The sequence below is a fragment of the Pseudomonas sp. MS646 genome (genome assembly GCF_036693845.1).
GTDB lineage: Bacteria > Pseudomonadota > Gammaproteobacteria > Pseudomonadales > Pseudomonadaceae > Aquipseudomonas > Aquipseudomonas chlororaphis_E.
In genome coordinates, this window is the sequence record NZ_CP144763.1 from 1,077,056 (window position 1) to 1,099,692 (window position 22,637).

General features: G+C 61.8%; 23 protein-coding genes. 13 read left to right on the plus strand and 10 right to left on the minus strand.

From position 1 onward, the window contains the following. Window positions 1-28: 28 nt before the first annotated feature. The 5 genes from V3H56_RS04585 to norR form a co-directional block, all read right to left on the minus strand. Window positions 29-1,000, minus strand: a complete 972-nt coding sequence (locus tag V3H56_RS04585; protein ID WP_042728248.1) for a D-glycerate dehydrogenase — start codon at window positions 998-1,000, stop codon at window positions 29-31. 195 nt (window positions 1,001-1,195) lie between these two features. Further along, window positions 1,196-1,945 carry a YkgJ family cysteine cluster protein gene (locus V3H56_RS04590; RefSeq protein WP_042728249.1) on the minus strand — a complete coding sequence of 250 codons (750 nt, stop codon included), beginning with the start codon at window positions 1,943-1,945 and terminating at the stop codon, window positions 1,196-1,198. Between the two features lie 80 nt (window positions 1,946-2,025). After that, window positions 2,026-2,352, minus strand: coding sequence for a hypothetical protein (locus tag V3H56_RS04595; protein WP_047738248.1), 327 nt, complete (start codon window positions 2,350-2,352; stop codon window positions 2,026-2,028). 105 nt (window positions 2,353-2,457) lie between these two features. Then, window positions 2,458-3,360 carry a chemotaxis protein gene (locus V3H56_RS04600; RefSeq protein ID WP_042728251.1) on the minus strand — a complete coding sequence of 301 codons (903 nt, stop codon included), beginning with the start codon at window positions 3,358-3,360 and terminating at the stop codon, window positions 2,458-2,460. A 147-nt stretch (window positions 3,361-3,507) separates the two neighbouring features. Then, window positions 3,508-5,064, minus strand: coding sequence for a nitric oxide reductase transcriptional regulator NorR (gene norR, locus V3H56_RS04605; protein WP_212803426.1), 1,557 nt, complete (start codon window positions 5,062-5,064; stop codon window positions 3,508-3,510). A 144-nt stretch (window positions 5,065-5,208) separates the two neighbouring features. On the opposite strand from norR, the gene hmpA reads away from it, so the two are divergent. From hmpA to V3H56_RS04650, 9 genes are all read left to right on the plus strand, one after another. Further along, window positions 5,209-6,390, plus strand: coding sequence for an NO-inducible flavohemoprotein (gene hmpA, locus V3H56_RS04610; RefSeq protein ID WP_047738245.1), 1,182 nt, complete (start codon window positions 5,209-5,211; stop codon window positions 6,388-6,390). A gap of 296 nt (window positions 6,391-6,686) precedes the next feature. Continuing rightward, window positions 6,687-7,196, plus strand: coding sequence for a disulfide bond formation protein B (locus V3H56_RS04615; protein WP_042728254.1), 510 nt, complete (start codon window positions 6,687-6,689; stop codon window positions 7,194-7,196). A 777-nt stretch (window positions 7,197-7,973) separates the two neighbouring features. Then, window positions 7,974-8,921, plus strand: a complete 948-nt coding sequence (cyoA, locus tag V3H56_RS04620) for a ubiquinol oxidase subunit II (RefSeq protein ID WP_042728255.1) — start codon at window positions 7,974-7,976, stop codon at window positions 8,919-8,921. A 3-nt stretch (window positions 8,922-8,924) separates the two neighbouring features. Further along, window positions 8,925-10,955 (plus strand): cytochrome o ubiquinol oxidase subunit I, encoded by a 2,031-nt coding sequence (cyoB, locus tag V3H56_RS04625; RefSeq protein ID WP_042728256.1) that lies wholly within the window; start codon window positions 8,925-8,927, stop codon window positions 10,953-10,955. A gap of 3 nt (window positions 10,956-10,958) precedes the next feature. Continuing rightward, complete coding sequence (locus V3H56_RS04630; protein WP_042728257.1) at window positions 10,959-11,585, plus strand: cytochrome o ubiquinol oxidase subunit III; 627 nt, start codon at window positions 10,959-10,961, stop codon at window positions 11,583-11,585. Next, window positions 11,586-11,921 carry a cytochrome o ubiquinol oxidase subunit IV gene (gene cyoD, locus V3H56_RS04635; RefSeq protein WP_025211927.1) on the plus strand — a complete coding sequence of 112 codons (336 nt, stop codon included), beginning with the start codon at window positions 11,586-11,588 and terminating at the stop codon, window positions 11,919-11,921. Between the two features lie 11 nt (window positions 11,922-11,932). Next, the gene (gene cyoE / locus V3H56_RS04640) at window positions 11,933-12,820 is read left to right on the plus strand and encodes a heme o synthase (RefSeq protein ID WP_025211928.1); all 888 of its coding nucleotides are present in this window, start codon (window positions 11,933-11,935) and stop codon (window positions 12,818-12,820) included. Window positions 12,821-12,958: 138 nt separating this feature from the next. Beyond that, the gene (locus tag V3H56_RS04645) at window positions 12,959-13,303 is read left to right on the plus strand and encodes a hypothetical protein (protein ID WP_042728258.1); all 345 of its coding nucleotides are present in this window, start codon (window positions 12,959-12,961) and stop codon (window positions 13,301-13,303) included. Then, window positions 13,300-13,614: a helix-turn-helix domain-containing protein gene (locus V3H56_RS04650; RefSeq protein ID WP_042728259.1), complete on the plus strand. Its 315-nt coding sequence runs from the start codon at window positions 13,300-13,302 to the stop codon at window positions 13,612-13,614. The genes V3H56_RS04645 and V3H56_RS04650 overlap by 4 nt, the downstream gene beginning before the upstream one ends. 210 nt (window positions 13,615-13,824) lie before the next feature. On the opposite strand, the gene V3H56_RS04655 is transcribed toward V3H56_RS04650, so the two are convergent. The 4 genes from V3H56_RS04655 to V3H56_RS04670 all read right to left on the minus strand — a co-directional run bounded on the left by V3H56_RS04655 (window position 13,825) and on the right by V3H56_RS04670 (window position 17,523). After that, window positions 13,825-14,529 (minus strand): hypothetical protein, encoded by a 705-nt coding sequence (locus V3H56_RS04655; protein WP_042728260.1) that lies wholly within the window; start codon window positions 14,527-14,529, stop codon window positions 13,825-13,827. A gap of 138 nt (window positions 14,530-14,667) precedes the next feature. Then, window positions 14,668-15,411: a DUF72 domain-containing protein gene (locus V3H56_RS04660; RefSeq protein ID WP_047738242.1), complete on the minus strand. Its 744-nt coding sequence runs from the start codon at window positions 15,409-15,411 to the stop codon at window positions 14,668-14,670. A 66-nt stretch (window positions 15,412-15,477) separates the two neighbouring features. Next, window positions 15,478-16,491: a sensor domain-containing diguanylate cyclase gene (locus V3H56_RS04665; RefSeq protein ID WP_042728271.1), complete on the minus strand. Its 1,014-nt coding sequence runs from the start codon at window positions 16,489-16,491 to the stop codon at window positions 15,478-15,480. A 114-nt stretch (window positions 16,492-16,605) separates the two neighbouring features. Beyond that, window positions 16,606-17,523, minus strand: coding sequence for a LysR family transcriptional regulator (locus V3H56_RS04670; protein WP_042728262.1), 918 nt, complete (start codon window positions 17,521-17,523; stop codon window positions 16,606-16,608). 98 nt (window positions 17,524-17,621) lie between these two features. Between V3H56_RS04670 and V3H56_RS04675 the strand changes: the two genes are divergently transcribed. Both V3H56_RS04675 and V3H56_RS04680 read left to right on the plus strand, forming a co-directional pair. Then, complete coding sequence (locus V3H56_RS04675; protein WP_042728263.1) at window positions 17,622-18,797, plus strand: aspartate aminotransferase family protein; 1,176 nt, start codon at window positions 17,622-17,624, stop codon at window positions 18,795-18,797. Window positions 18,798-19,037: 240 nt separating this feature from the next. Further along, window positions 19,038-19,772, plus strand: coding sequence for an OmpA family lipoprotein (locus V3H56_RS04680; protein WP_018604257.1), 735 nt, complete (start codon window positions 19,038-19,040; stop codon window positions 19,770-19,772). A 228-nt stretch (window positions 19,773-20,000) separates the two neighbouring features. Here V3H56_RS04680 and V3H56_RS04685 read toward each other — a convergent pair whose 3' ends face one another. After that, entirely contained in the window at window positions 20,001-20,438 is a 438-nt protein-coding gene (locus V3H56_RS04685; RefSeq protein ID WP_042728264.1) for a DUF1043 family protein, read from the minus strand. Window positions 20,439-20,585: 147 nt separating this feature from the next. On the opposite strand from V3H56_RS04685, the gene V3H56_RS04690 reads away from it, so the two are divergent. Further along, window positions 20,586-21,215 (plus strand): alpha/beta fold hydrolase, encoded by a 630-nt coding sequence (locus V3H56_RS04690; RefSeq protein ID WP_042728265.1) that lies wholly within the window; start codon window positions 20,586-20,588, stop codon window positions 21,213-21,215. Window positions 21,216-21,239: 24 nt separating this feature from the next. Beyond that, entirely contained in the window at window positions 21,240-22,595 is a 1,356-nt protein-coding gene (locus tag V3H56_RS04695; RefSeq protein WP_042728266.1) for a tryptophan--tRNA ligase, read from the plus strand. The last annotated feature ends 42 nt before the right edge of the window (window positions 22,596-22,637 follow it).

Sequence of the window (22,637 nt, forward strand, 5' to 3'; positions counted from 1 at the left end):
TCCCTTGGCCGCCGATCTGCCGGGTGGCTTATTTCCAGACTTGTGGGTTGACCAGGTTTTGCGGTCGCTCGCCCATCAAGGCACTGCGCAAGTTATCCACAGCCAGGTCGGCCATGGCGGCACGGGTCTCGAAGGTGGCCGAGCCGATGTGGGGCAGGGTGACGGCATTCTTCAACTGGAACAACGGCGATTCAGCCAGCGGTTCTTTTTCGTACACGTCCAGGCCGGCGCCGCGGATGCGGTTGCTCTGCAAGGCCTCGATCAGCGCCGGCTCATCCACCACGGGGCCGCGGGAAATGTTGACCAGGATGGCACTGGACTTCATCAGGCCCAGCTCGCGCTGCCCGATCAGGTGGCGGGTCTTCTCGCTCAATGGCACGACCAGGCACACGAAGTCCGCTTCGGCCAACAACTGATCCAGCTCGCGAAATTGTGCGCCCAACTGGCTTTCCAGCTCGGGCTTGCGGCTGTTGCCACTGTAGAGAATCGGCATGTTGAACCCGAACCGGCCACGGCGGGCGATGGCGGCGCCGATGTTGCCCATGCCGACGATGCCCAGGGTCTTGCCGTGCACGTCGGTGCCAAACAATTGTGGCCCCACCGTGGCTTGCCACTGCCCGGCCTTGGTCCAGGCATCCAGCTCCGCCACTCGGCGAGCGCTGCTCATCAGCAAGGCGAAGGCCAGGTCGGCGGTGCTTTCGGTGAGCACGTCGGGGGTGTTGGTCAGCAGGATCCCGCGCTCATTGAAGTAGGCCAGGTCGTAGTTGTCGAAGCCCACCGAGATGCTGGACACCACTTGCAGGTTCGCAGCGTTTTGCAGTTGCTCGCGTCCCAACTTGCGCCCGACCCCGATCAGGCCGTGGGCGTGGGGCAGGGCTTCGTTGAACTGGGCATTGATGTCGCCGTTCGACGGGTTGGGCACGATCACGTCGAAGTCCTGTTGCAGGCGCTCGACCACTTGGGGCGTGATACGGCTGAAGGCAAGTACGGTTTTTTTCATCGTGCGAGGCTCGTCTTGGAGGCAATACCAAGCACGCTAACATTCTCGGCGAGGGTTAGGCGAGAGGGGGCTTGATGGAGCGCCCATAAATTTCCCTTGTGGAAGCGGGCTTGCTCGCGAAGACGTCGGGTCAGCTTGCATCAATGCTCAATGCAAGCCCGCTCCCACAGGGGATGACGTTGCCGTCCCGCAGGTCTAGGCGGCCCGCAGCGAAATAAACGCATAATCCGAGGCCGCCTCGGTGACGACCCGCGCCCCACAGGCCATGACATCGCGGGCTACGTCATCCCCGGACAGATGGAACAGCCATTCACCGGTTGCCTGCTCCGTTGGCTGCAATTGCACCTGGTCGAGCACGCTGGCGAATGCGGCCATGTCTGGCAGGTACGCGGTGAAGCCGTCGCCTTTCAGCGCGGTGGTGCGAATACCCAGGGCGGCGCAGATGCGGTCCTTGGTCGTGATGTCTTCGCGATCGGCCTGGCGCGAGCGTTCGATCAGCGTGGCCAGTTCCTCATCGACCAACGTGCCGCCGACGATCAGTTGCGGACCGGTTTCCCAGGATTGTGGCGGGCAGTCCTTGGCCGCTGGATTGAGAGGGATGTGCGGGTTGATTTCCATCGGATAGATGCGGCACACCAAGGGGCGGCGTTCGTAAATGCCGCACCGATTGTCTGCGTCAAGATTGCGGCAGGGGCCGGCGTTGTAGGCGGCGAACGTGATCGCCACGCGGGCCTCGGCAGTGCCGCTGCGGACCACCGCCGAGCGCCGCTCGGCATGCTCGCGTTGCGTCGTTGGCAGGCCGAGCCCGTTGGACAGGAAGGCTTCCACCAGGACAATGACCTGGCCGCCGTCCTCGGCCCACATCCGAGCCTCCGAAAGGGTCAGGGGGACGTGGTGGTCGGAGCAGCATTTGCCGCACCCTACGCAGGAAAACCTTGTGCTCATTGAACGCCCGTTCGCAAATGGCTGGAAAGCGGCGACAGAAAAACGCCGTGATGCGCCGGGCGAAGCAAGTTATGCGCCACTCACCGATCGGCGGAGGCGGGGCGGATCGAGTCCCACTCGGTCACATGGGCGGTCTTGGTCTTCTTGCGGTAGAGGCACAACTCGGTACCGGTCGCCCCTTTCATGTGTTTCTGTGGGTACTGGCCTTGCAGCAACAGTGCGGTGTAGCCGACCCGATCGTCGAATTGCGCGGCGCTGCCCACCGGTTCGACGTTCTTCAGGCCACTGGCCTTGACGCAGCTGGCCAGCACGGCTTTATCGTAGGCAGCCCAGGCGTCCGGGCTGGAGGCATGGGCCTGGGCGGCCAGGGCGGTGAAACCAAGGAAAATCAATGTGCGGGTTTTCATCGAAGGGCCTCGTTCCGGGATGGCAGGGCACGAGTATGCCTGAGGTTGCCGGACGGCGATGGCCCCCGCGTTGGAACGCAGGCGCCACAGCCGGGCCGATAGGTTTCAGTGACCTTGTTCGGCCACGGCCTTGGCGGCGGTGATCAGGCACTTGGTCAGTTCCGGCGAGGAGAACTTGGTCAGCACGCCATTGGCGCCGGCCAGGCGGGCCTTTTCGGCGTTCATGGCGCTGTCCAGGGAGGTGTGCAGCAACACGTAGAGGTGGGCGAAGTCCGGTGTTTCGCGCAGGGTCCGGGTGAGGGCGTAGCCGTCCATCTCGGACATCTCGATGTCAGAGACGATCAGGTTGATCTGCCCTGCGGTGCCTTGCAGGTCCAACAGGCATTCGATGGCTTCCTTGGCGCTGCGGGCGGTGTGGCATTGCAGGCCCAGGTTGCGCAACGTGTGCACCGATTGTTGCAGCGCGACCTGGCTGTCATCGACCACCAGGATCCGGGCGTTGCCCAGCACCTCGGCGTCTTCCATGCTCAGCTCGGTGGGCGCGGTTTCGATTTGTGCCGGCGCGATGCCGTGGATGACCTTCTCGATATCCAGCACTTGCACCAGGGTGCCATCCACCGAGGTCACGCCGGTGATGAACGCCCGCACGCCGCCAGAACCGTAGGGCGGCGGTTTGATGTCAGTGGTCAGGCAGTGGACGATCTTGCTCACGGCCTGCACATGCAGGCCCTGCTTGGAACGGCTGACATCGGTGACGATCAGGCAGCCGCCGTCCGGATCTTCCAAGGGGCGCTCGCCGATGGCGCGGCTCAGGTCAATCACCGACAGCGAGGTCCCGCGCAGGGTGGCGATGCCTTTGACGTGCGGGTGCGACTCCGGCAGCTTGGTCAGCGGCGGGCAGGGAATGATTTCGCTGACCTTGAGCAGGTTGATCGCCATCAGCTTGCCGCTGCGCAAGGTAAACAGCAGAAGCGAAAGTGAATCTGCGCGGGCTTTGTTGGAAGACATAAAAACCTTCTGTGGAAAAAGGTGGGGCGAGCGTGAAGAACGCCAAAACAGCTTGTGATAACGGGTTATCGACCCGTTGGGGGCAGGCTTTAGGGGGAAACCTGTCGACAGCGGGATCGTCTTGAGCAGACGCCCTCGTCACAAAAACTATTTAAGCCCTAACCGCCGCGCCATCCGCCCCAGGTTCGCCCGGTCCAGGCCCAGCTCACGGGCGGCGCTGGCCCAATTGTGCTGGTGGCGTTCCAGGGCCGTGCCGATGAGGCTGCGTTGGAACTGATCGACGGCTTCGCGCAGATCCCCGGTGAACCCGGTCATGTTGGGCTGCGGATTGACGGCCGAGGGCGCGGCGTTATCCACAGCGACTTGCGGCAGGTCCAGGTCCTGGGCGCCGAGGCTGAGGATTTTCGGTCGCACCGGGCAACGGCCCAGGGCCTTCAGGGCGCTGCGGCCGATCAGGTGCTCCAGCTCGCGCACATTGCCCGGCCAGTCGTAGGCCAACAGAGCCGCCTGGGCATCGCTGCTCAGGCGCAAGCTGCCCAGGCCCATGCGCGAACGGTTCTGCTCCAGGAAGAAGCCGCTGAGCAACAGCACGTCCCGGCCGCGATCGCGAAGCGCCGGAACCTGCAGCGGATACACACTCAAGCGATGATAGAAGTCGGCCCGGTAACGGCCGTTGCGCACTTCTTCGGCGAGGTCGCGATTGGTGGCCGCGATCAGCCGTACATCGACCCGGTGCTCCTTGTCCGAGCCCAGCCGTTGCAACTGGCCGCTTTGCAGCACGCGCAACAGCTTGGCCTGGACGGTCAGCGACAGCTCGCCCACTTCGTCGAGGAACAACGTCCCGCCGTCGGCCAGTTCGAATTTGCCGCGCCGGTCACTGGTGGCGCCGGTGAAGGCCCCTCGTACATGGCCGAAGAGCTCGCTTTCCACCAGCGTGTCCGGCAGCGCGGCGCAGTTGAGGCTGATCAGCGGCTGTTCGGCGCGTTTCGAGGCGCCATGGATGGCCTGGGCCACCAGTTCCTTGCCGACCCCGGTTTCGCCTGTGATCAGCACGGTCAGGTCGCTGCCGCCCACCAGGTTGATTTCTTCCACCAGGCGCTTGTGGGCCTTGCTCTGGCCGACCATGTCGCGGTGCTGTTGGCCGCTGGCCTGGCGATAGACCTCGGCGCGACGGTGTTCGTCTTCGGCCTTCAAGGCCAGGCGCTCAATGCGTTCGGCAGCGCTGACCGTTGCGGCGGCGAGGCTGGCGAAGGCTTGCAGGGCACCGAGATCGATCGGTTCGAAGCGCCCCGGGTCCAGCGCGTCGAGGGTCAACAGGCCCCAGGGGCGCTCATCGACGAACAGCGGGCAGCCCATGCAGTCATGGACTTCAAGGTGTTCGTCCAGGCCTTCGACCAAGCCGTCGTAGGGGTCGGGCAGGGCGCTGTCGGCGGCGAAGCGGGTAGGCTCCGGGTTGGCCAGCAGGGCCTCGAAGCGCGGGTGTTCGCTCACCCGGAAGCGCCGACCCAGTGTGTCGGCGCTCAACCCATCCACCGCCAGGGGCACCAGGCAGTCTCCGTCAAGGCGCAACAAGGCGGCCGCATCGCAGGGCAACAACGCGCGCAAGGCGCCGAGCAGGCGGCGATAGCGTTCGCCTTCAGGCAATTCGCGAGACAGGTCGGCCACCAGCGGCAGCAGGGAGGTGAGTAGGGAGGTTGCGGTCATAATGACTCCATGTAGTCACAAGGACTATAAAGCGGTCTGTGTCTTTATGACTACTTTATTTATAACTAATTGATAAATAAGGATAAAAATATTGGCATGGAAACTGATAAGAGAGGGTATTCGTACACATCAGGAGTCACCTTAATGCTCAGTCAAGAACAACGCGCCATTATTCGTGCCACCGTTCCATTGCTGGAAAGCGGCGGCGAGGCACTGATCACCCATTTCTACCGCATGATGCTGTCCGAATACCCTCAGGTACGCCCGCTGTTCAACCAGGCGCACCAGGCCAGTGGCGATCAGCCCCGGGCATTGGCCAATGGCGTGTTGATGTATGCCCGCCACATCGACCAGCTCGACCAGTTGGGAGACCTGGTGGCGAAGATCGTCAACAAGCACGTCGCCTTGCAGATCCTGCCGGAGCATTATCCGATTGTCGGTTCCTGCCTGCTGCGGGCGATTGCCGAGGTGCTGGGCGAAGAGATCGCTACCCCCGAAGTGATTTCCGCATGGGCGGCGGCCTACAACCAATTGGCCGATATCCTGATCGGTGCCGAGTCTGGCCTGTATGAGCAGAAAGCCGCGGCGCCGGGTGGCTGGCGTGGCGAGCGGACGTTCGTGCTGACGGCCAAGGTGCAGGAGAGCTCGGAGATCACGTCGTTCTACTTCGAGCCAGCGGACAAGGGGCCGGTCCTGCTCGCCGAGCCCGGCCAGTACATCGGTATGAAGCTGATCCTGGACGGCGAGGAAGTGCGTCGCAACTATTCGCTGTCGGCCCTGGCGGACAACGGCCAATACCGGATCAGCGTCAAGCGCGAGCCAGGCGGGCGGGTGTCCAACCACCTGCATCATCATGTCCAGATCGGCGACAGCATCCAGCTGTTCCCGCCGTCCGGGGATTTCTACCTGACGGCCAGCGACAAGCCGCTGGTGCTGATCAGTGGCGGCGTTGGCATCACCCCGACCCTGGCGATGTTGCAAGCGGCCTTGCAAACCGAGCGCCCGGTGCATTTCATCCACTGCGCCCGCAACGGCCGGGCCCATGCGTTCCGTGACTGGATCGACGACCTGGCCAAACGGCACCCGCAACTCAAGCGTTTCTACTGCTACGACGAAGACGACGGCGTGAGCCCGCCGGCCGACAAGGTCGGGTTGTTGAGCGAGGCGCAACTGGCGCACTGGCTGCCGGAACAGCGTGACCTGGACGCTTACTTCCTCGGGCCGAAGGGCTTCATGGGCGCCGTCAAGCGCCACCTCAAGGCCCTGGGCGTGCCGGATGGGCAGAGCCGCTACGAATTCTTCGGGCCGGCGGCGGCGCTGGAGTAAACAGCCTGGCAGGCCCGCTCCCACAACGTTTTGGCGTGAACACAGCCCGTGAACACCCCGAAAAAACCAGTGGGAGCGAGCTTGCTCGCGAAGGGGCCAGCATGCCCAACCCCATTCCCAAAGCCTTTGCACCCACGCAAATTAATCCGCCCTTAACGCTTTTCCTGTCTATTGCCTGCAAAGTTGCCGGCGGCCGCTCGTTCACTGTCATGGTCAGCGTGTAGACTTCGGCCATCCGATGGCGCGCCGAGTGTTGCAAGGCCGCGCGTTGATCCATGTAGACAAAGGGAAACGCAATGAATGAGGAAATGACGCGGTTAGGTCGTGAGCGGCGCTATCTGGTGTTGCTGGGGCTGATCTGCCTGGCGTTGATCGGCGGCGCGCTGTACATGCAGGTGGCCCTCGGCGAGGCGCCGTGCCCGCTGTGCATCCTGCAGCGCTATGCGCTATTGCTGATCGCAATCTTCGCCTTTATTGGTGCGGCCATGCGCACCCGTCGCAGCGTGACGATTTTCGAGGGGCTGGTGGTGCTCAGTGCCCTGGCCGGCGCAGGGGTGGCGGGGCATCACGTGTACACCCAGTTCTTCCCGGCCGTCAGCTGCGGCGTTGATGTGTTGCAGCCGATTGTCGACGGCCTGCCACTGGCGAAGATCTTCCCGCTGGGGTTCCAGGTCGATGGCTTCTGCTCCACCCCCTACCCGCCGATCCTCGGCCTGTCCCTGGCGCAATGGGCCCTGGTGGCCTTCGTCCTGACGGTGGTGCTGGTGCCCTTGCTGGTGTCGCGCAACCGCAAGCAATTGCGCTGAATCCCCCTTGCTGAACGCCCCGGTTTCTCTCCAGCAGAGCCGGGGCGTTTTTCGTTTCAGCCTTGTGGCGGGTCGTCCTTGATCCGAGGCAAGAATGGCCTGCGACAATGTGCGACATGTTGTCACATATTTGGAGTCCTACCGCCTTTGCGGGGGTGAATAAACACCCACTCCTGTAACAAAAGTTCGGCGGATTTCGTAAAACCCTCTTCCCGGCCAGCAGGCATTTTTAACAGCGAAGCGACGGGCGGCCCAACCCCCGTAAAACAGGCGCTTTGCGCGAAAAAATCTTCACCGTGAATACGCCAGGCTGTCTAAATCGGGCGTAGTAGCCTTACCTTTTTTGGGGTTCTTGTTGAGAATCAATTTCGATAACATGCTGGCCTGTTGCAATTTCGGTGAAGGATTATTGCCGGATCGGAGAAAAATTATTTCGGGATGAAACATGGTCTACAGCGCCTCAGCTCACTACAATCGCCCGCACCGATTTTCCGACCCGGCTCAGGCTTTGAGCACGAGGGTGGTCGAAGGGCGCCAGCGCCCCATGCGACCCCAGGTGTCGGAGCCTCCAATACCCGCACCAAATGGAATTGGGCTTGAACTAGGCCTTTTGACCAACGAATAAGAACTCACTGCTGGCCCAGGATGTGTCGAACAGCGTCTGACGTTCGACGGGCAGCCCTTATTCAATCCAAGAAAAATGCCAACCCTTGGCAGGGTGAAGTGTTGGCGATCAAAACCCAACTGCATTGCGCAAGCTGCTTTAGAGGTCGTGAGATGAGTAAAAACAGGTACCCCCGATTACTAGGCTTGTTGCCGTTGCTCGGCACGTTGCTGCTGGGAGGCTGCAACATGACCTTGCTCGATCCCAAGGGCCAGGTCGGCCTGGATGAGCGCAACCTGATCATCACCGCCACGCTGCTGATGCTGCTGGTGGTCGTGCCGGTTATCGTCATGACCTTCCTGTTCGCCTGGAAATACCGCGCGTCCAACACCAAGGCCGTGTACACGCCGAAGTGGTCGCACTCGACCAAGATCGAAGTCGCGGTGTGGACGATTCCAGTCCTGATCATCATTGCCCTGGGTTATGTCACCTACAAGTCGACCCACGCCCTGGACCCTTACCGTCCGCTGGATTCGGACGTCAAGCCGGTCACCATCGAAGTCGTCTCGATGGACTGGAAGTGGCTGTTCATCTACCCGGAACAAGGCATCGCCACCGTCAACAAGATCGTGTTCCCGGCCCACACGCCGATCAACTTCAAGGTCACCTCCGACACCGTGATGAACTCGTTCTTCATCCCGGGCCTGGGCGGCCAGATCTACGCGATGGCGGGCATGCAGACCAAGCTGCACCTGATTGCCAACCAGAACGCTGAACTCGACGGTATCTCCGCCAACTACAGCGGTGCAGGTTTCACCGGCATGAAGTTCAAGGCAATCGCCACGACCCAGGAAGATTTCGACGCCTGGGTCAACGAAGTGAAAAAGGCACCTAAACAGCTTGAAAAAGCTGAATACGAAGCCCTTTCCAAGCCGAGCCAGAACAACCCAGTCGAACTCTACTCCTCGGTCACGCCGAACCTGTTCCAGACCATCATCGACAAGTATGAAGGGATGAACCCGGGCAAGCCGATGCACCACGAGAAGAAAGAGAAGGAAGTGGCTCACAACATGGAAGGGATGGACATGAGTTCGCATTCAGCTGCCGGGGCAGAGGAGTAAACGATGTTTGGTAAATTAAGTTGGGAAGCGATCCCGTTCCACGAGCCGATTGTCATGGTGACCCTCGCCATCATCGCGCTCGGTGGCCTGGCGCTGTTTGCGGGTATCACTTACTTCAAGAAGTGGACCTACCTGTGGACCGAGTGGCTGACCTCGGTCGACCACAAGAAAATCGGCGTGATGTACATCATCGTCGCCATGGTCATGCTGCTGCGTGGTTTTGCCGACGCCATCATGATGCGTACCCAGTTGGCCATGGCCACCGAGGGTTCGCCTGGCTACCTGCCGCCTGAACACTATGACCAGATCTTCACCGCCCACGGTGTGATCATGATCATCTTCATGGCGATGCCTTTCTTCACCGGCCTGATGAACCTTGCAGTGCCGCTGCAGATCGGCGCGCGTGACGTTGCCTTCCCGTTCCTGAACTCCCTGAGCTTCTGGCTGCTGGTTTCCGGCGTGGTGCTGATCAACCTGTCCCTGGGCGTTGGCGAATTCGCCAAGACCGGTTGGGTGGCCTATCCGCCGCTGTCGGGCTTGCAATACAGTCCGGGCGTGGGGATGGATTACTACATCTGGGCGCTACAGCTATCCGGGTTGGGTACGACGCTGACGGGGGTCAACTTCCTCGCCACCGTGCTGAAAATGCGTACCCCTGGCATGAAGTTGATGGACATGCCGATCTTCACCTGGACCTGCACCTGGGCCAACGTGCTGATCGTCGCTTCGTTCCCGATCCTGACCGCTACCCTGGCTCTGCTGACGCTTGACCGCTACATGGATTTCCACATTTTCACCAATGAACTGGGTGGGAATCCGATGATGTACGTGAACCTGTTCTGGGCCTGGGGTCACCCCGAGGTGTACATCCTGATCCTGCCGGCCTTCGGGATTTTCTCCGAAGTCATCTCGACGTTCTCCGGCAAGAAACTGTTCGGCCACCACTCGATGATCTACGCCAGCGGCGCGATCTCGGTGCTGGGCTTCATGGTCTGGCTGCACCACTTCTTCACCATGGGTTCGGGTGCGAGCGTCAACGCCTTCTTCGGCCTGGCGACGATGCTGATTTCGATCCCGACCGGGGTGAAGCTGTTCAACTGGCTGTTCACGATCTATCAGGGCCGTCTGCGCTTCACCAGCCACGTGATGTGGACCCTGGGCTTCATGGTGACCTTCGCCATTGGCGGCATGACCGGTGTATTGCTGGCCATCCCGGGTGCTGACTTCGTGCTGCACAACAGCTTGTTCGTGATCGCGCACTTCCACAACGTGATCATCGGCGGTGCGGTGTTCGGCTATATCGCCGGCTTCGCCTTCTACTTCCCGAAAGCGTTCGGCTTCAAGCTGCACGAAGGCTGGGGCAAGGCAGCGTTCTGGTTCTGGATCACCGGCTTCTTCGTCGCGTTCATGCCGCTCTATGTACTGGGCTTCATGGGCATGACCCGTCGCCTGAACACCACCACCAACCCTGAGTGGGTGCCGTACCTGTACGTCGCCATGTTCGGTGCGGTGATGATCGCTGTGGGTATCGCCTGCCAGCTGATCCAGCTGTATGTCAGCGTGCGCGACCGCAACAAGCCAGAGAACATGTGCGAACACGGCGACCCGTGGAATGCCCATACCCTGGAATGGTCGACCTCGTCGCCACCGCCGTTCTACAACTTCGCCGTGCTGCCAAAGGCAGACGTCATCGACCCGTTCACCGAAGCCAAGGAAAACGGTACCGCGTACCAGGTTCCGGCCAAGTACGAGCCGATCCACATGCCAAACAACACCGCCACCGGTGTGGTCATGGGCGGCCTGTTGACGGTGTTCGGTTTCGCGATGATCTGGCACATCTGGTGGCTGGCCATCGCAAGCCTGGTCGGCACCGTGGCGTATTTCGTGATTCATGCTGCCCGTGACGATCAGGGCTACATGGTGCCGGTGGATGTCATCGAGCGCACCGAAGCCGAGCAGCACAAACGTCTGGTCGCGGCCGGGAAGATCCCAGCCTCCGCCACCCGTGTTGAAACCTCGTTGGAACAGGCTTAAACCATGTCGAACTTAGTGACCAATGTTGGACACGCCCATGGTCATGACCATGGGCACGATGACCATCACCACGACTCGGGCGAGATGACCGTATTCGGTTTCTGGCTCTACCTGATGACCGACTGCATTCTGTTTGCGTCGATCTTCGCGGCGTACGCGGTGCTGGTAAACAACGTCGCCGGTGGCCCGTCGGGCCACGACATCTTCGAGCTGCCGTACGTACTGGGCGAAACCGCCTTGCTGCTGTTCAGCTCGATCACCTACGGCTTCGCCATGCTGGCGTTGTTCAAGGGCAAGAAGAACCAGGTCCTGGGCTGGCTGGCCATGACCTTCCTGTTCGGTGCCGGCTTCATCGGCATGGAGATCAACGAGTTCCACATGCTGATCTCCGAAGGCTACGGTCCGAACCGCAGCGGCTTCCTGTCGGGCTTCTTCACCCTGGTCGGCACCCACGGCCTGCACGTGACCAGCGGCCTGATCTGGATGGCGATCATGATGTACCAGGTCCAGAAAAACGGCCTGACCGCTACCAACAAGACGCGCCTGAGCTGCCTGAGCCTGTTCTGGCACTTCCTGGACGTGGTGTGGATCTGCGTATTCACCGTTGTTTATCTGATGGGGACCCTGTAAATGGCTAACGCACATTCCCACGATGGCCACGACGCCGGCCACGGCAGCGTCAAGTCCTACGCCATCGGTTTCATCCTGTCGGTGATCCTGACCGTCATTCCGTTCGGCCTGGTGATGTACCCGACGCTGCCCAAGAGCCTGACCCTGTGGATCATCCTGATCTTCGCCGTGGTCCAGGTACTGGTGCACCTGGTGTATTTCCTGCACCTGGACCGCTCCGCCGCCCAACGCAACAACGTGGTCGCGTTTGTCTTTGCCGCGATCGTGATTGTCCTGCTGGTCGGTCTGTCGTTGTGGATCATGTTCAGCATCCACACCAACATGATGGCGCACTGAGGAAAGTCCGGATGTCCTTAAAGCACTTTATCCAAATCACCAAGCCGGGGATCATTTTCGGTAACGTGCTTTCTGTGGCAGGCGGGTTTTTCCTGGCCTCGAAAGGGCATGTCGATCTGGCCATCTTCCTGGCGGCGATGATCGGCACTTCCTTGGTGGTCGCGTCGGGTTGCGTGTTCAACAACTGCATCGACCGCGACATCGACATCAAGATGGAGCGCACCAAGAACCGAGCCCTGGTCCAGGGCCTGATCCCGGTGCAACTGGCCCTGGCGTTCGCCACGGTGCTGGGCGTGGCCGGGGTGGCGCTGCTGTATCGGGTGGCCAACCCGTTGGCGGCGTTGTTCGCGGTGATCGGCTTTGTGATCTACGTCGGCCTCTATAGCCTGTACCTCAAGCGCAAGTCGGTCCACGGCACGCTGGTGGGCAGCCTGTCGGGGGCGATGCCGCCGGTGATCGGCTACGTCGCGGTGAGCAACAGCTTCGACATGGCCGCGCTGACGCTGCTGGTGATGTTCAGCCTGTGGCAGATGCCGCATTCCTATGCCATCGCGATCTTCCGCTTCAACGACTACCTGGCGGCTTCGATTCCGGTGTTGCCGGTCAAGCGCGGTATCCGGGTGGCCAAGAAGCACATCCTGCTCTATATCCTGGCCTTCCTCGTGGCGACCTTGATGCTGACCTTCAGCGGCTACGCCGGCATGAGCTACCTCGCCGTCGCCGCCGCCATGGGCATGTACTGGCTGTACATGGCCTGGACCGGCTACAAGGCCGTGGATGACACGGTCTGGGCACGCAAGCTGTTCGTGTTCTCGATCTTCACCATCACCGCCCTGAGCGTCATGATGTCCCTGGACTTCAAGGTGCCCAGTGAGCTGCTGCTGACGTACGCACCCTAAGCTTCAGACGCTGTACAAAAAGCCCCGCCTTCGAGAGAAGCGCGGGGTTTTTTGTGTAGACAGGCCTGGATTGACTGTCATTCGTCGCAATAGATTATGGCGTGTTGAACTGTGGGCAATTTGCTTATAGTTTCTGCCATGCATACCTTATTTTTTGAAACGACTGCGTTCACCGCCACGGTGGGACATTACCTGACTGACGATGAATATCGTTTGCTCCAGTCCTATCTGCTGCAGCACCCAACGGCCGGTGACGTCATGCCACGTACCGGCGGCTTTCGTAAGCTGCGCTGGTTCGATGAGCGTCGTGGCAAGGGGAAGCGAGGTGGTTTGCGAGTCATTTACTATTGGCTCATGAATGATCTTCAGTTCTGGATGTTCGCGATTTATGACAAGGACGAGTTGGAAAACCTGACCCGCGAGCAAGAGAAGTCGCTCAAGCGCGCCATTGAGGCTGAGTTGAAAGTGCGAGGTACCTTATGAAAAAACGTGATCTGTTTGCCGAGATGATGCAGGGCATCGAGGAAATGGCCGCTCACCGGGAGGGCAAGCTGACCCTTCGCCAGGTATCGATCGAAGATAAACCAGCGCCCGAGGTATCGGCCCAGGAAATTGTGGCGTTGCGTGACAAGCTCCACATGTCCCAAGCCGTTTTCGCCAAGAGCATCAGGACCAGTCCTGGCACGCTCAGGAACTGGGAGCAGGAAAAGTCCAGGCCCAATGCCCAGGCGGCTCTGTTGATCAGGTTGGTCGAGAAGTTTCCAGACATGGTCGAGCGACTCGCAGCTGTTTGAGGAACGCCTGCATCGCTGCCATGAAAAAGCCCCGCCTTCGAGAGAAGCGCGGGGCTTTTTTGCGACGGTGTCTGGGGCAGTGAACGCCGTTGAACCCTTGTGGGAGCGGGCTTGCTCGCGAATGCGGTGGCGCAGTTGACGGTGATGTTGGCTGACACGACGTCTTCGCGAGCAAGCCCGCTCCCACAAAAAATGGCTTCGGGTGACAGGTTATTGCTGGGCGATGCTGTAGCCGTCGAATGCCTTTTGCTGTTGCAGGGCGGTGACGATGCTTTTGCGGGTGACCGGTTGTTCGGTGCCGTCATTGTCCAGGAAGGTTTCGCTTTCCAACTCGGCGTCATCGCCTTCGCCGACAAAGTTGAAGCCCAGGAACTCGAAGGCTTCGCGGTCGACGTTCGGCTTGGAGCGCGGGGTGCGCAAGGGCAGGGTGACGCTGATGCCGTCCTTGCTGATGACAAAGACTTCGGCGTCCTTCTTGGCGCGCGAGGCCTTGCCTTTGCCGCCGCTCGGGTTGCTGATGGCCTGGTGGGTCTGGTTCAGGACCTTCAAGGCCAGGCCATAGACCAGTTCCTGAAACGCCGGGTCATCCTTGTAGCTCGACAGGATGCGGCTGATGGGGAAGCGGCTGCTCAAGTCTTCCAGTGCCGCGAAGTCGGCGGCTTCGGCGTCCTTGAGTTGCTTGAGCTGGCCCATCAGTTCGTAGGCCTTGTCATCGTCGAACGCATCGTGGGCCTGGCGGATGGCGGTGCGCAGTTCGCGGATCTGATCGCTTTCGCGGTTCGACTGGAAGGCATCCAGGACCATCTCGCTGATGCTCTTGGCCTGGGGCAGATGCTGTGAAAGATTGATGGAGTTTTCGTATTCCGCTTTGGACGAGAGGGTGACTACGGATTCAGCGGTGTTGGAATCGGACATTGAAATTTCACTACTTCTGTTAGCGGGATGAGGCGAGAAAGGCGTTGAGCTTTTTCCGGCCGACTAATCTATTGGACGCGGGCAACGTTGTCACGGTCGGACCGTTGGCCGGTGCGCATTTGTTGGCGGGCTCGGTGTTCAGTCGCGCAACAGCTTCATCAGCCGCAAGGCGTCGGCTGTCGCGGCGCCGCTGGCGGTGTTGTCGAAGATGCACCAGGTCGGCGTGTGCGGATCGGCCTTCAATTGTTCGGCCAGGTGCGCCAGCCAGGCGTCTTCGTAGGGCGAGTAGTAGATCCGTGGCGAACCGTGCAGGCGGTAGTAACGAATGCCCGGCCAGCCGGCGGGCTGGTCGCCGTCGGGCAAGGGCGATGGGTCGGCTGCGACACGGCCGATGCGCTCGGCCTGCAACAGCGCCATGGCCTGCGGCGCAAGCCAGCTCGGGTGTCGCGGCTCCAGCACGGTCGGGCCTTGGTATCGGTCACGCAGGGCCGTGAAGAACGCCCGGGCGACGGCGTCATCGAAAGCCAGCGATGGCGGCAATTGAACCAACAGGCACCCGAGTTTTTCGCCCAACTGCGAACACTGCCCCAGGAACTCGTCCACCCATCCTTCGCAATCGATCAGGCGCCGTTCATGGGTGATCTGCCTGGGTACCTTGACCGAGAACCGGAAACCGGGGGCAACGCTGTCAGCCCACTTGGCGTAGGTGGCGGGGCGATGCGCACGGTAGAACGAGCTGTTGATCTCGACGGCGCTGAATCGAGCACTGTAGCGCTGCAGATGAGTCCCTTCGACGGGAAACGCAGGCCACTGCTCCCGGGGCAGCGACCAGCCGGCGCAGCCCAGGTAAACGCGAGACGGTGAAGTGGATTGAGTCGGCAAGGTCGAAAACCGGGTGACAGGGGATTCCCTTGTGACCGTTTCACGAGCCTCGAAGCTGCATTCTTTTTACTCGCAGATCACGTTTTTGCCCGCCATCTTGGAGCGATACAGCGCCTGGTCCGCCCGGTCCAGCAGCGCCGCCTGCTGTTCATCGTCGAGGCGCTGCACCACGCCGAAGCTCATGGTGATCTGGAAGTCGCCCACCGGCAGCAGGTCGGACAGGCCACGGCGAATGGTTTCGGCCACCAGCCGGGCGTCAGCCAGGGTGGTGTTGGGCAAGATCAGAATGAATTCATCGCCGCCCCAGCGCGCCAGCAAGTCGCCGTCACGCTCGCTGCGCTGGACACTCTGCACCACTTGCACCAGGGCCGCGTCGCCGAACGCGTGGCCGTAGCGATCGTTGATGTCCTTGAAGTCATCGACATCCATGGCGATCAGGCACAACGGCTCGCGAAAGCGCTGGGCGCGCTCGCACGCCAGCGGCAGGGCCTGCTCCAGGCGATAGCGATTGGCAACCCGCGTCAACGCGTCGGTTTCGGCCAGCCTGCGGTTTTCATCGAGCTGGACCTGCAACTGCTGGTTGACCCGGGACAGCTCGCGGGTGCGTTCTTCGATGGCCGCTTCCAATGACGAATTGCGCCGCTCCAGTTGTTCGAACAGGCGCTTCTTGTCGTCGATGCTGCGGTGGGCGCCGAGCATGCGCGCCACCGTGCCGTCGGCGTTACGGGCAATGATGTAGCCGCGGTCTTCGATCCAGAGCCAGCCGCCGTCGCGCATGCGGCAGCGGTACTCGGCCTGGTAGCCGGTGGAGCGCTGCTCCAGGTAATCGTCGAACAACGCCATCACCCGCGGGTAGTCCTCGGGATGGATCACGTTTTCCCAGGTCAGCACGGTGTTGTTGAGGGAATGCGGCGGGTAACCCAGCATCGTGTACCAGCCGGGGTTGCGGTAGACGAAACCGGTATTGGCGTTCCAGTCCCAGATGCCGTCGCTGACCAGCTCCAGGATGGTGTGCAGCACGCCTTCGTCCAGGTCCGACAAGTCGAACCGCAACGCATCCATGTTCGAGGCATTTCCCATCATGCGTCCCTCAATCAACCTTGATATCAAAATGCTCGTTCGCGGTTGCAGAGTAGCCGATGGGGCGGTGCGCCACTAGCGCCGCAAGGCGTCCGGGCGAGCTCCGTCATGCGCTCATTCGGTCGCTGTTCGAGGTTTACCCCAACGCTGCAGGGCGAACTCGACAAAACTGCGCAGCTTCGGCAAACGGTAGCGATCCTGCGCGTACATCAGGCTCATGGGCCGATGGGGCAATTGGTAATCCTGCAGCAGCGCCACCAGATGTCCTTCCTTCAGGTCCTGGGCCACCAACGCGTCGGGCAGCATCACCACGCCCATGCCGGCCAGCGCGGCACGGTGCAGGCCGGAAGAGCTGTTGATCAGCATGGGGCCGTTCACCGGCACCTTGATTGCGCCCTCTGGCCCGTTGATCGGCCAGTGGTCCTGGGCGAAGCGCCACTCGTCTCCCGCCGAGTAGGCGAACGACAGGCAGTCATGCTGTTGCAGGTCGGCGGGTTGCCTTGGTGTGCCTCGTCGAGCCAGGTAAGCCTTGGATGCACAGACGGTGAGGGTGTAGTCCATCAACGGCCGGGCGATCATCTTCGGATCGGGATGACCCAGGCGGATGGCGACATCGAACCCGTGGTCGAGCAGGTCCAGGCGCTGGTTGGTCAGCACCACGTCGAGCTTGACCTGGGGAAAGCGCTGGTTGAAATCCGCCAGTGCCGGGGCCAGGCGTTCGGTGCCGAAGGTCAGCGGTGCGGTGATGCGCAGGGTGCCGGTGGGTTCGCCTTGCGTCTGTTCGGCCAGGCGTTCGGAGTCGGCCACCAGCCCCAGCACTTCCAGGCAGCGCTGATAGTAGGTCGAGCCGAATTCGGTCAGGCGCTGGCGTCGGGTCGTCCGGTTGATCAGGCGCACACCCAGGCGCTGTTCCAGCGCGCGAAGATGATTGCCCACCATGGTGGTGGACATTTCGCACGCCTGGGCCGCAGCGGTCAGGCTGCCGGTTTCCACCACTTTCACGTAGACGGTCATTGCCTGGAACAGGTCCATTATCAAGCTCGGCTTTTAAATGATTGAAGTAAAGCGGCGTTTATCCAGCAAGGGTGGCTAACCATACTGGAAAAAACCACCCGATGGAGCTTGATGTCATGACCGCAGCCTGCCTGATGTCCACTTACCAACCCCTGGCGCTGAGCTTCACTCGCGGCTTGGGCACGCGCCTGTGGGACCAGGACGGTCGCGAATACCTTGATGCGGTGGCGGGCGTGGCGGTGACCAACGTTGGTCATTCCCACCCCAGGTTGGTGGCGGCGATCAGTGAACAGGCCGGCCTGTTGCTGCACACGTCCAACCTGTACAGCATCGACTGGCAGCAACGCCTGGCGCACAAGCTCACCGAACTGTCCGGGCTTACGCGGGTGTTCTTCAACAATTCGGGGGCCGAGGCCAACGAGACCGCGCTGAAACTGGCGCGGCTCTATGGTTGGCACAGGGGCGTGGAGCAGCCGCTGGTGGTGGTCATGGACAACGCGTTCCACGGTCGTACCCTGGGCACGATGTCTGCCAGCGATGGCCCGTCGGTGCGCCTGGGTTTCAACCGCCTGCCGGGGGATTTCATCAAGGTGCCGTTTGGCGACCTCGCCGCGCTGGAGGACGTCCAGCGGGCTCATGCCGATCGCATCGTCGCGGTACTGGTCGAGCCGATCCAGGGCGAAAGCGGAGTGCAACTCGCGCCGCCCGGTTACCTCAAGGCCTTGCGTCAACTGTGCAGCCGCCGGGCCTGGCTGCTGATGCTCGACGAGATCCAGACGGGCATCGGTCGCACGGGCCAGTGGTTCGCGTTCCAGCACGAGGGCATCGTGCCGGACGTCATGACCCTCGCCAAGGGTCTGGGCAACGGTGTGCCCATCGGCGCATGCCTGGCCCGGGGCAAGGCCGCCGAGCTGTTCACGCCCGGCAGCCACGGCAGCACCTTTGGCGGTAACCCCTTGGCTTGTCGGGCCGGTTGCACGGTACTGGCGATTATCGAGGAGCAAGGGCTGGTGGATAACGCCCGGCGTCAGGGTGAGCAATTGCTCAGCCGGCTGCGGGCCGAGTTGGCGGACAACCCGAATGTGCTGGCGATCCGTGGCCAGGGCCTGATGATCGGCATCGAACTCAAGCAACCGGTGCGCGACCTGGCCCTGCGCGCGGCCCGGGATCACGGTCTGCTGATCAACGTCACCCGCGGCAAGATCATCCGCGTGCTGCCGCCACTGACCCTGGACGGGCGGGAAGTGGAGATGATCGTCAGGGGCGTGGCCCGCAGCCTCGTCGAGGGCTGAGCTCGCCAATAGACCAGGGGGGGGGCGCTGATCAGGGCCCCCACCCATCGGCTTTGCACATCGGGCCGCACGACGGCCATCGGCACCGGGTGACCAAGCCCTGAGCCGCGGCCCTTGCACAAGGCAGCGCAGCCAGGCGAAACGCAGCGGGACGGAATTTTTGCCGATTGGCGCGTTCAAACGCCAGCCAGAGTCGGTTGCCTACGCCCTGGCACTCCAGACTCAAACCAGGAGCATTCCATGTTCACCTCGCGTCGCTTGATCGTCGTCGCAACCGCTGTGGCCTTGTTGTCCGGTTGCGCATCGCCTAACCCTTATGACAACCAGGGCCAGGCCTCCACGGAATCTTCCGGCATGAGCAAGACCGCCAAGTACGGCGGCCTCGGCGCCCTGGCCGGGGCATTGGCCGGCGCGGCCATCGGCCACGATAACCGTGGCAAAGGCGCGTTGATCGGTGCTGCGGTGGTCGGGGCGTCCGCGGCTGGCTATGGCTACTACGCCGACCAGCAGGAAAAGAAACTACGCGCGAGCATGGCCAATACCGGCGTTGAAGTGCAGCGCCAGGGTGACCAGATCAAGTTGATCATGCCAGGCAACATCACCTTCGCCACCGACTCGGCGAACATCGCGTCCAGCTTCTACCAGCCGCTGAACAACCTGGCGAATTCCCTCAAGGAGTTCAACCAGAACCAGATCGAGATCGTCGGTTACACCGACAGCACCGGCAGTCGCCAGCACAACATGGACCTGTCCCAGCGTCGTGCACAAAGCGTGGCGACCTACCTGACGTCCCAGGGCGTGAGCGGCGCCAACCTGAGCGCCCGTGGCGCCGGCCCGGACAACCCCGTGGCCAGCAACGCCGACGTCAATGGTCGCGCCCAGAACCGCCGCGTCGAAGTCAACCTCAAGGCCATCCCCGGCCAGCAGTACCAGGCGCCACAGCAGCAGGGGCAGACTTACCAGCAGTACCCATAACGGCTGTGCGGTAAATGAAACGGGGGCCATGCAGACATGGCCCCCGTTTTTTGTGGCTGGCGCCACCCCCTGTGGGAGCGAGCTTGCTCGCGATAGCGGTCTGCCTGAACCGGTGATGTGGGATGTGCCGCCGTCATCGCGAGCAAGCTCGCTCCCACAGGAATTTTCTTGGGCTAAAAAAGCCCGCCCGATCAAGTGATCGGGCGGGCTTTTTATTGGCGGCAGGCGTTACTTCTTCAAGCCGTAATGCTCATCGAGCATGCCCGGCGAATTGGGGGCTTTGGGCGCGTAGTCCCGGGGCGGTTCCTGGACCTCTCTTGGCGGGGTCAGGCGTTCCCGTGGCGCCTGGCCTGCGTCGGCGTGCAGGGCCGCGAGCAAGCGTTGGCGAGTCTGTTCGTCCAGGGCCAGGCGGTTGGCGCCTTCGGACAGATGATCCTGTACGTCCTGGTAGCTCTGGGTGAGTTTTTTCACCAGCGAAGCGGTGCTGTTGAAGTGGGTGACCACTTCATTCTGATAACTGTCGAAACGTTCCTGAATGTCGTCCAGCTGACGTTGGGTGCTGTTGGGCACCGCGTTGGGCAGCAGTCGGGCAAGCAGGAATCCAATGGCGACACCCGCGACCAGGGCAAGAGTCGGCAACAACCAAACTAAGAGCGAGTGTTCCACGAGTCCTTCCTCTATAAACGGCTTTGCTTTACGTTAACGGCTCGGACCTGCGCTGTATACCGCGACGAACATCGCAATCATGCCAGGCACAGACTTTTAGCTAGACGAGTTGACCCTATTCGAGGTCACGGAGTTCTTTCCTTGCTTATGCGCGAAACCCCTGTATTCATCGACGGCCCGGTGGGCCAACTGGAAGCCCTGTACCTGGACAGCGAGACCCCGCGTGGCCTGGCGCTGATCTGTCACCCGAACCCGGTGCAGGGCGGGACCATGCTCAACAAAGTGGTTTCGACCCTGCAGCGCACTGCCCGGGATGCCGGCCTGGTGACTTTGCGTTTCAATTATCGTGGCGTCGGTGCCAGCGCTGGCAGCCATGACATGGGCACCGGTGAGGTGGACGACGCCCAGGCCGCGGCGGCGTGGCTGCGGGAAAAATACCCGCAACTGCCACTGACGCTCTTCGGTTTCTCGTTCGGCGGATTCGTGGCGGCCAGCCTTGGCGGGCGCCTGGAAGCCCTCGGGCAACCGCTCAAGCACTTGTTCATGGTGGCCCCGGCGGTGATGCGTTTGGACGCGCAATCGCCCTTGCCTGTGGGCGGCGAACTGACCGTGATCCAGCCGGAAACCGACGAAGTCGTCGACCCCCAACTCGTCTACGAATGGTCCGACGCGCTCCAACGCCCCCATGAGCTGCTGAAAGTGGCAGAATGCGGACACTTTTTTCATGGCAAGCTGACCGATCTCAAGGATCTGATCCTGCCGCGCCTCTCGAATTGACAGCAGTCTGACAAGCGATAACCCATGACGACTCGTACCCGTATCCTGACCGGCATCACCACCACCGGCACCCCGCACCTGGGCAACTACGCCGGCGCCATCCGTCCGGCGATCGTCGCCAGCCGCGACAGCAATGCCGACTCGTTCTACTTCCTGGCCGACTACCACGCCCTGATCAAGTGCGATGACCCGCTGCGCATCCAGCGCTCGCGCCTGGAAATCGCCGCGACCTGGCTGGCCGGTGGCCTGGATGTGGACCGCGTGACGTTCTATCGCCAGTCCGACATTCCCGAGATCCCCGAGCTGACCTGGCTGTTGACCTGCGTCGCCGCCAAGGGCCTGCTCAACCGTGCGCACGCCTACAAGGCCTCGGTGGACAAGAACGTCGAGACCGGCGAAGACCCGGATGCCGGCATCACCATGGGCCTGTACAGCTACCCGGTGTTGATGGCCGCCGACATCCTGATGTTCAACGCCCACAAGGTGCCGGTCGGTCGCGACCAGATCCAGCACGTGGAAATGGCCCGCGACATCGGCCAGCGCTTCAATCACCTGTTCGGCCAGGGCAAGGAGTTCTTCACCATGCCTGAGGCGCTGATCGAAGAAAGCGTCGCCACGCTGCCGGGGCTCGACGGGCGCAAGATGTCCAAGAGCTATGACAACACCATTCCGTTGTTCAGCAGCGCCAAGGACATGAAGGATGCGATCTCGCGGATCGTCACCGACTCCCGCGCACCGGGCGAAGCCAAGGACCCGGACAACGCGCACCTGTTCACCCTGTTCCAGGCCTTCGCCACGCCCGACCAGGCGGCTGGGTTCCGCAGTGAACTGCTGCAGGGCCTGGGTTGGGGCGAGGCGAAGAATCGCCTGTTCCAGTTGCTCGACAGCGAGCTGGGCGAGGCCCGCGAGCGTTATCACCAACTCATCGAGCGTCCGTCGGACCTCGAGGACATCCTGCAACTGGGCGCGAAGAAAGCCCGCGCCGTGGCGACGCCGTTCCTCAATGAGCTGCGTGAGGCCGTTGGCCTGCGTTCGTTCGTCAGCCAGGTCCAGGTGGCAGCCGGCACGAAGAAAAAGGCTGCCAAGGCGGCACGCTTCGTCAGTTTCCGCGAAGACGACGGCAGCTTCCGTTTCCGTCTGTTGGCGGCCGACGGTGAACAACTGTTGCTGTCCCGTCATTTTGCCGATGGCAAGGCGGCCGGCCAGGCCACCAAGCAGTTGCAGGCCGGCCAGCCGCTGGATGTGCGCAACACCGAGCTGGGCTTCAGTGTGTGGCTGGACGACGACTGTGTGGCGCACAGCCCGGAGTTTTCCGACAGCACCGCCCGGGATGCCGCCATCGATGCATTGCGCGTCGCCCTGACGCCCGCTCAAGACTGATCCAGCGGACCACCCGACCATCGGCCCGAATACGGGCCGATT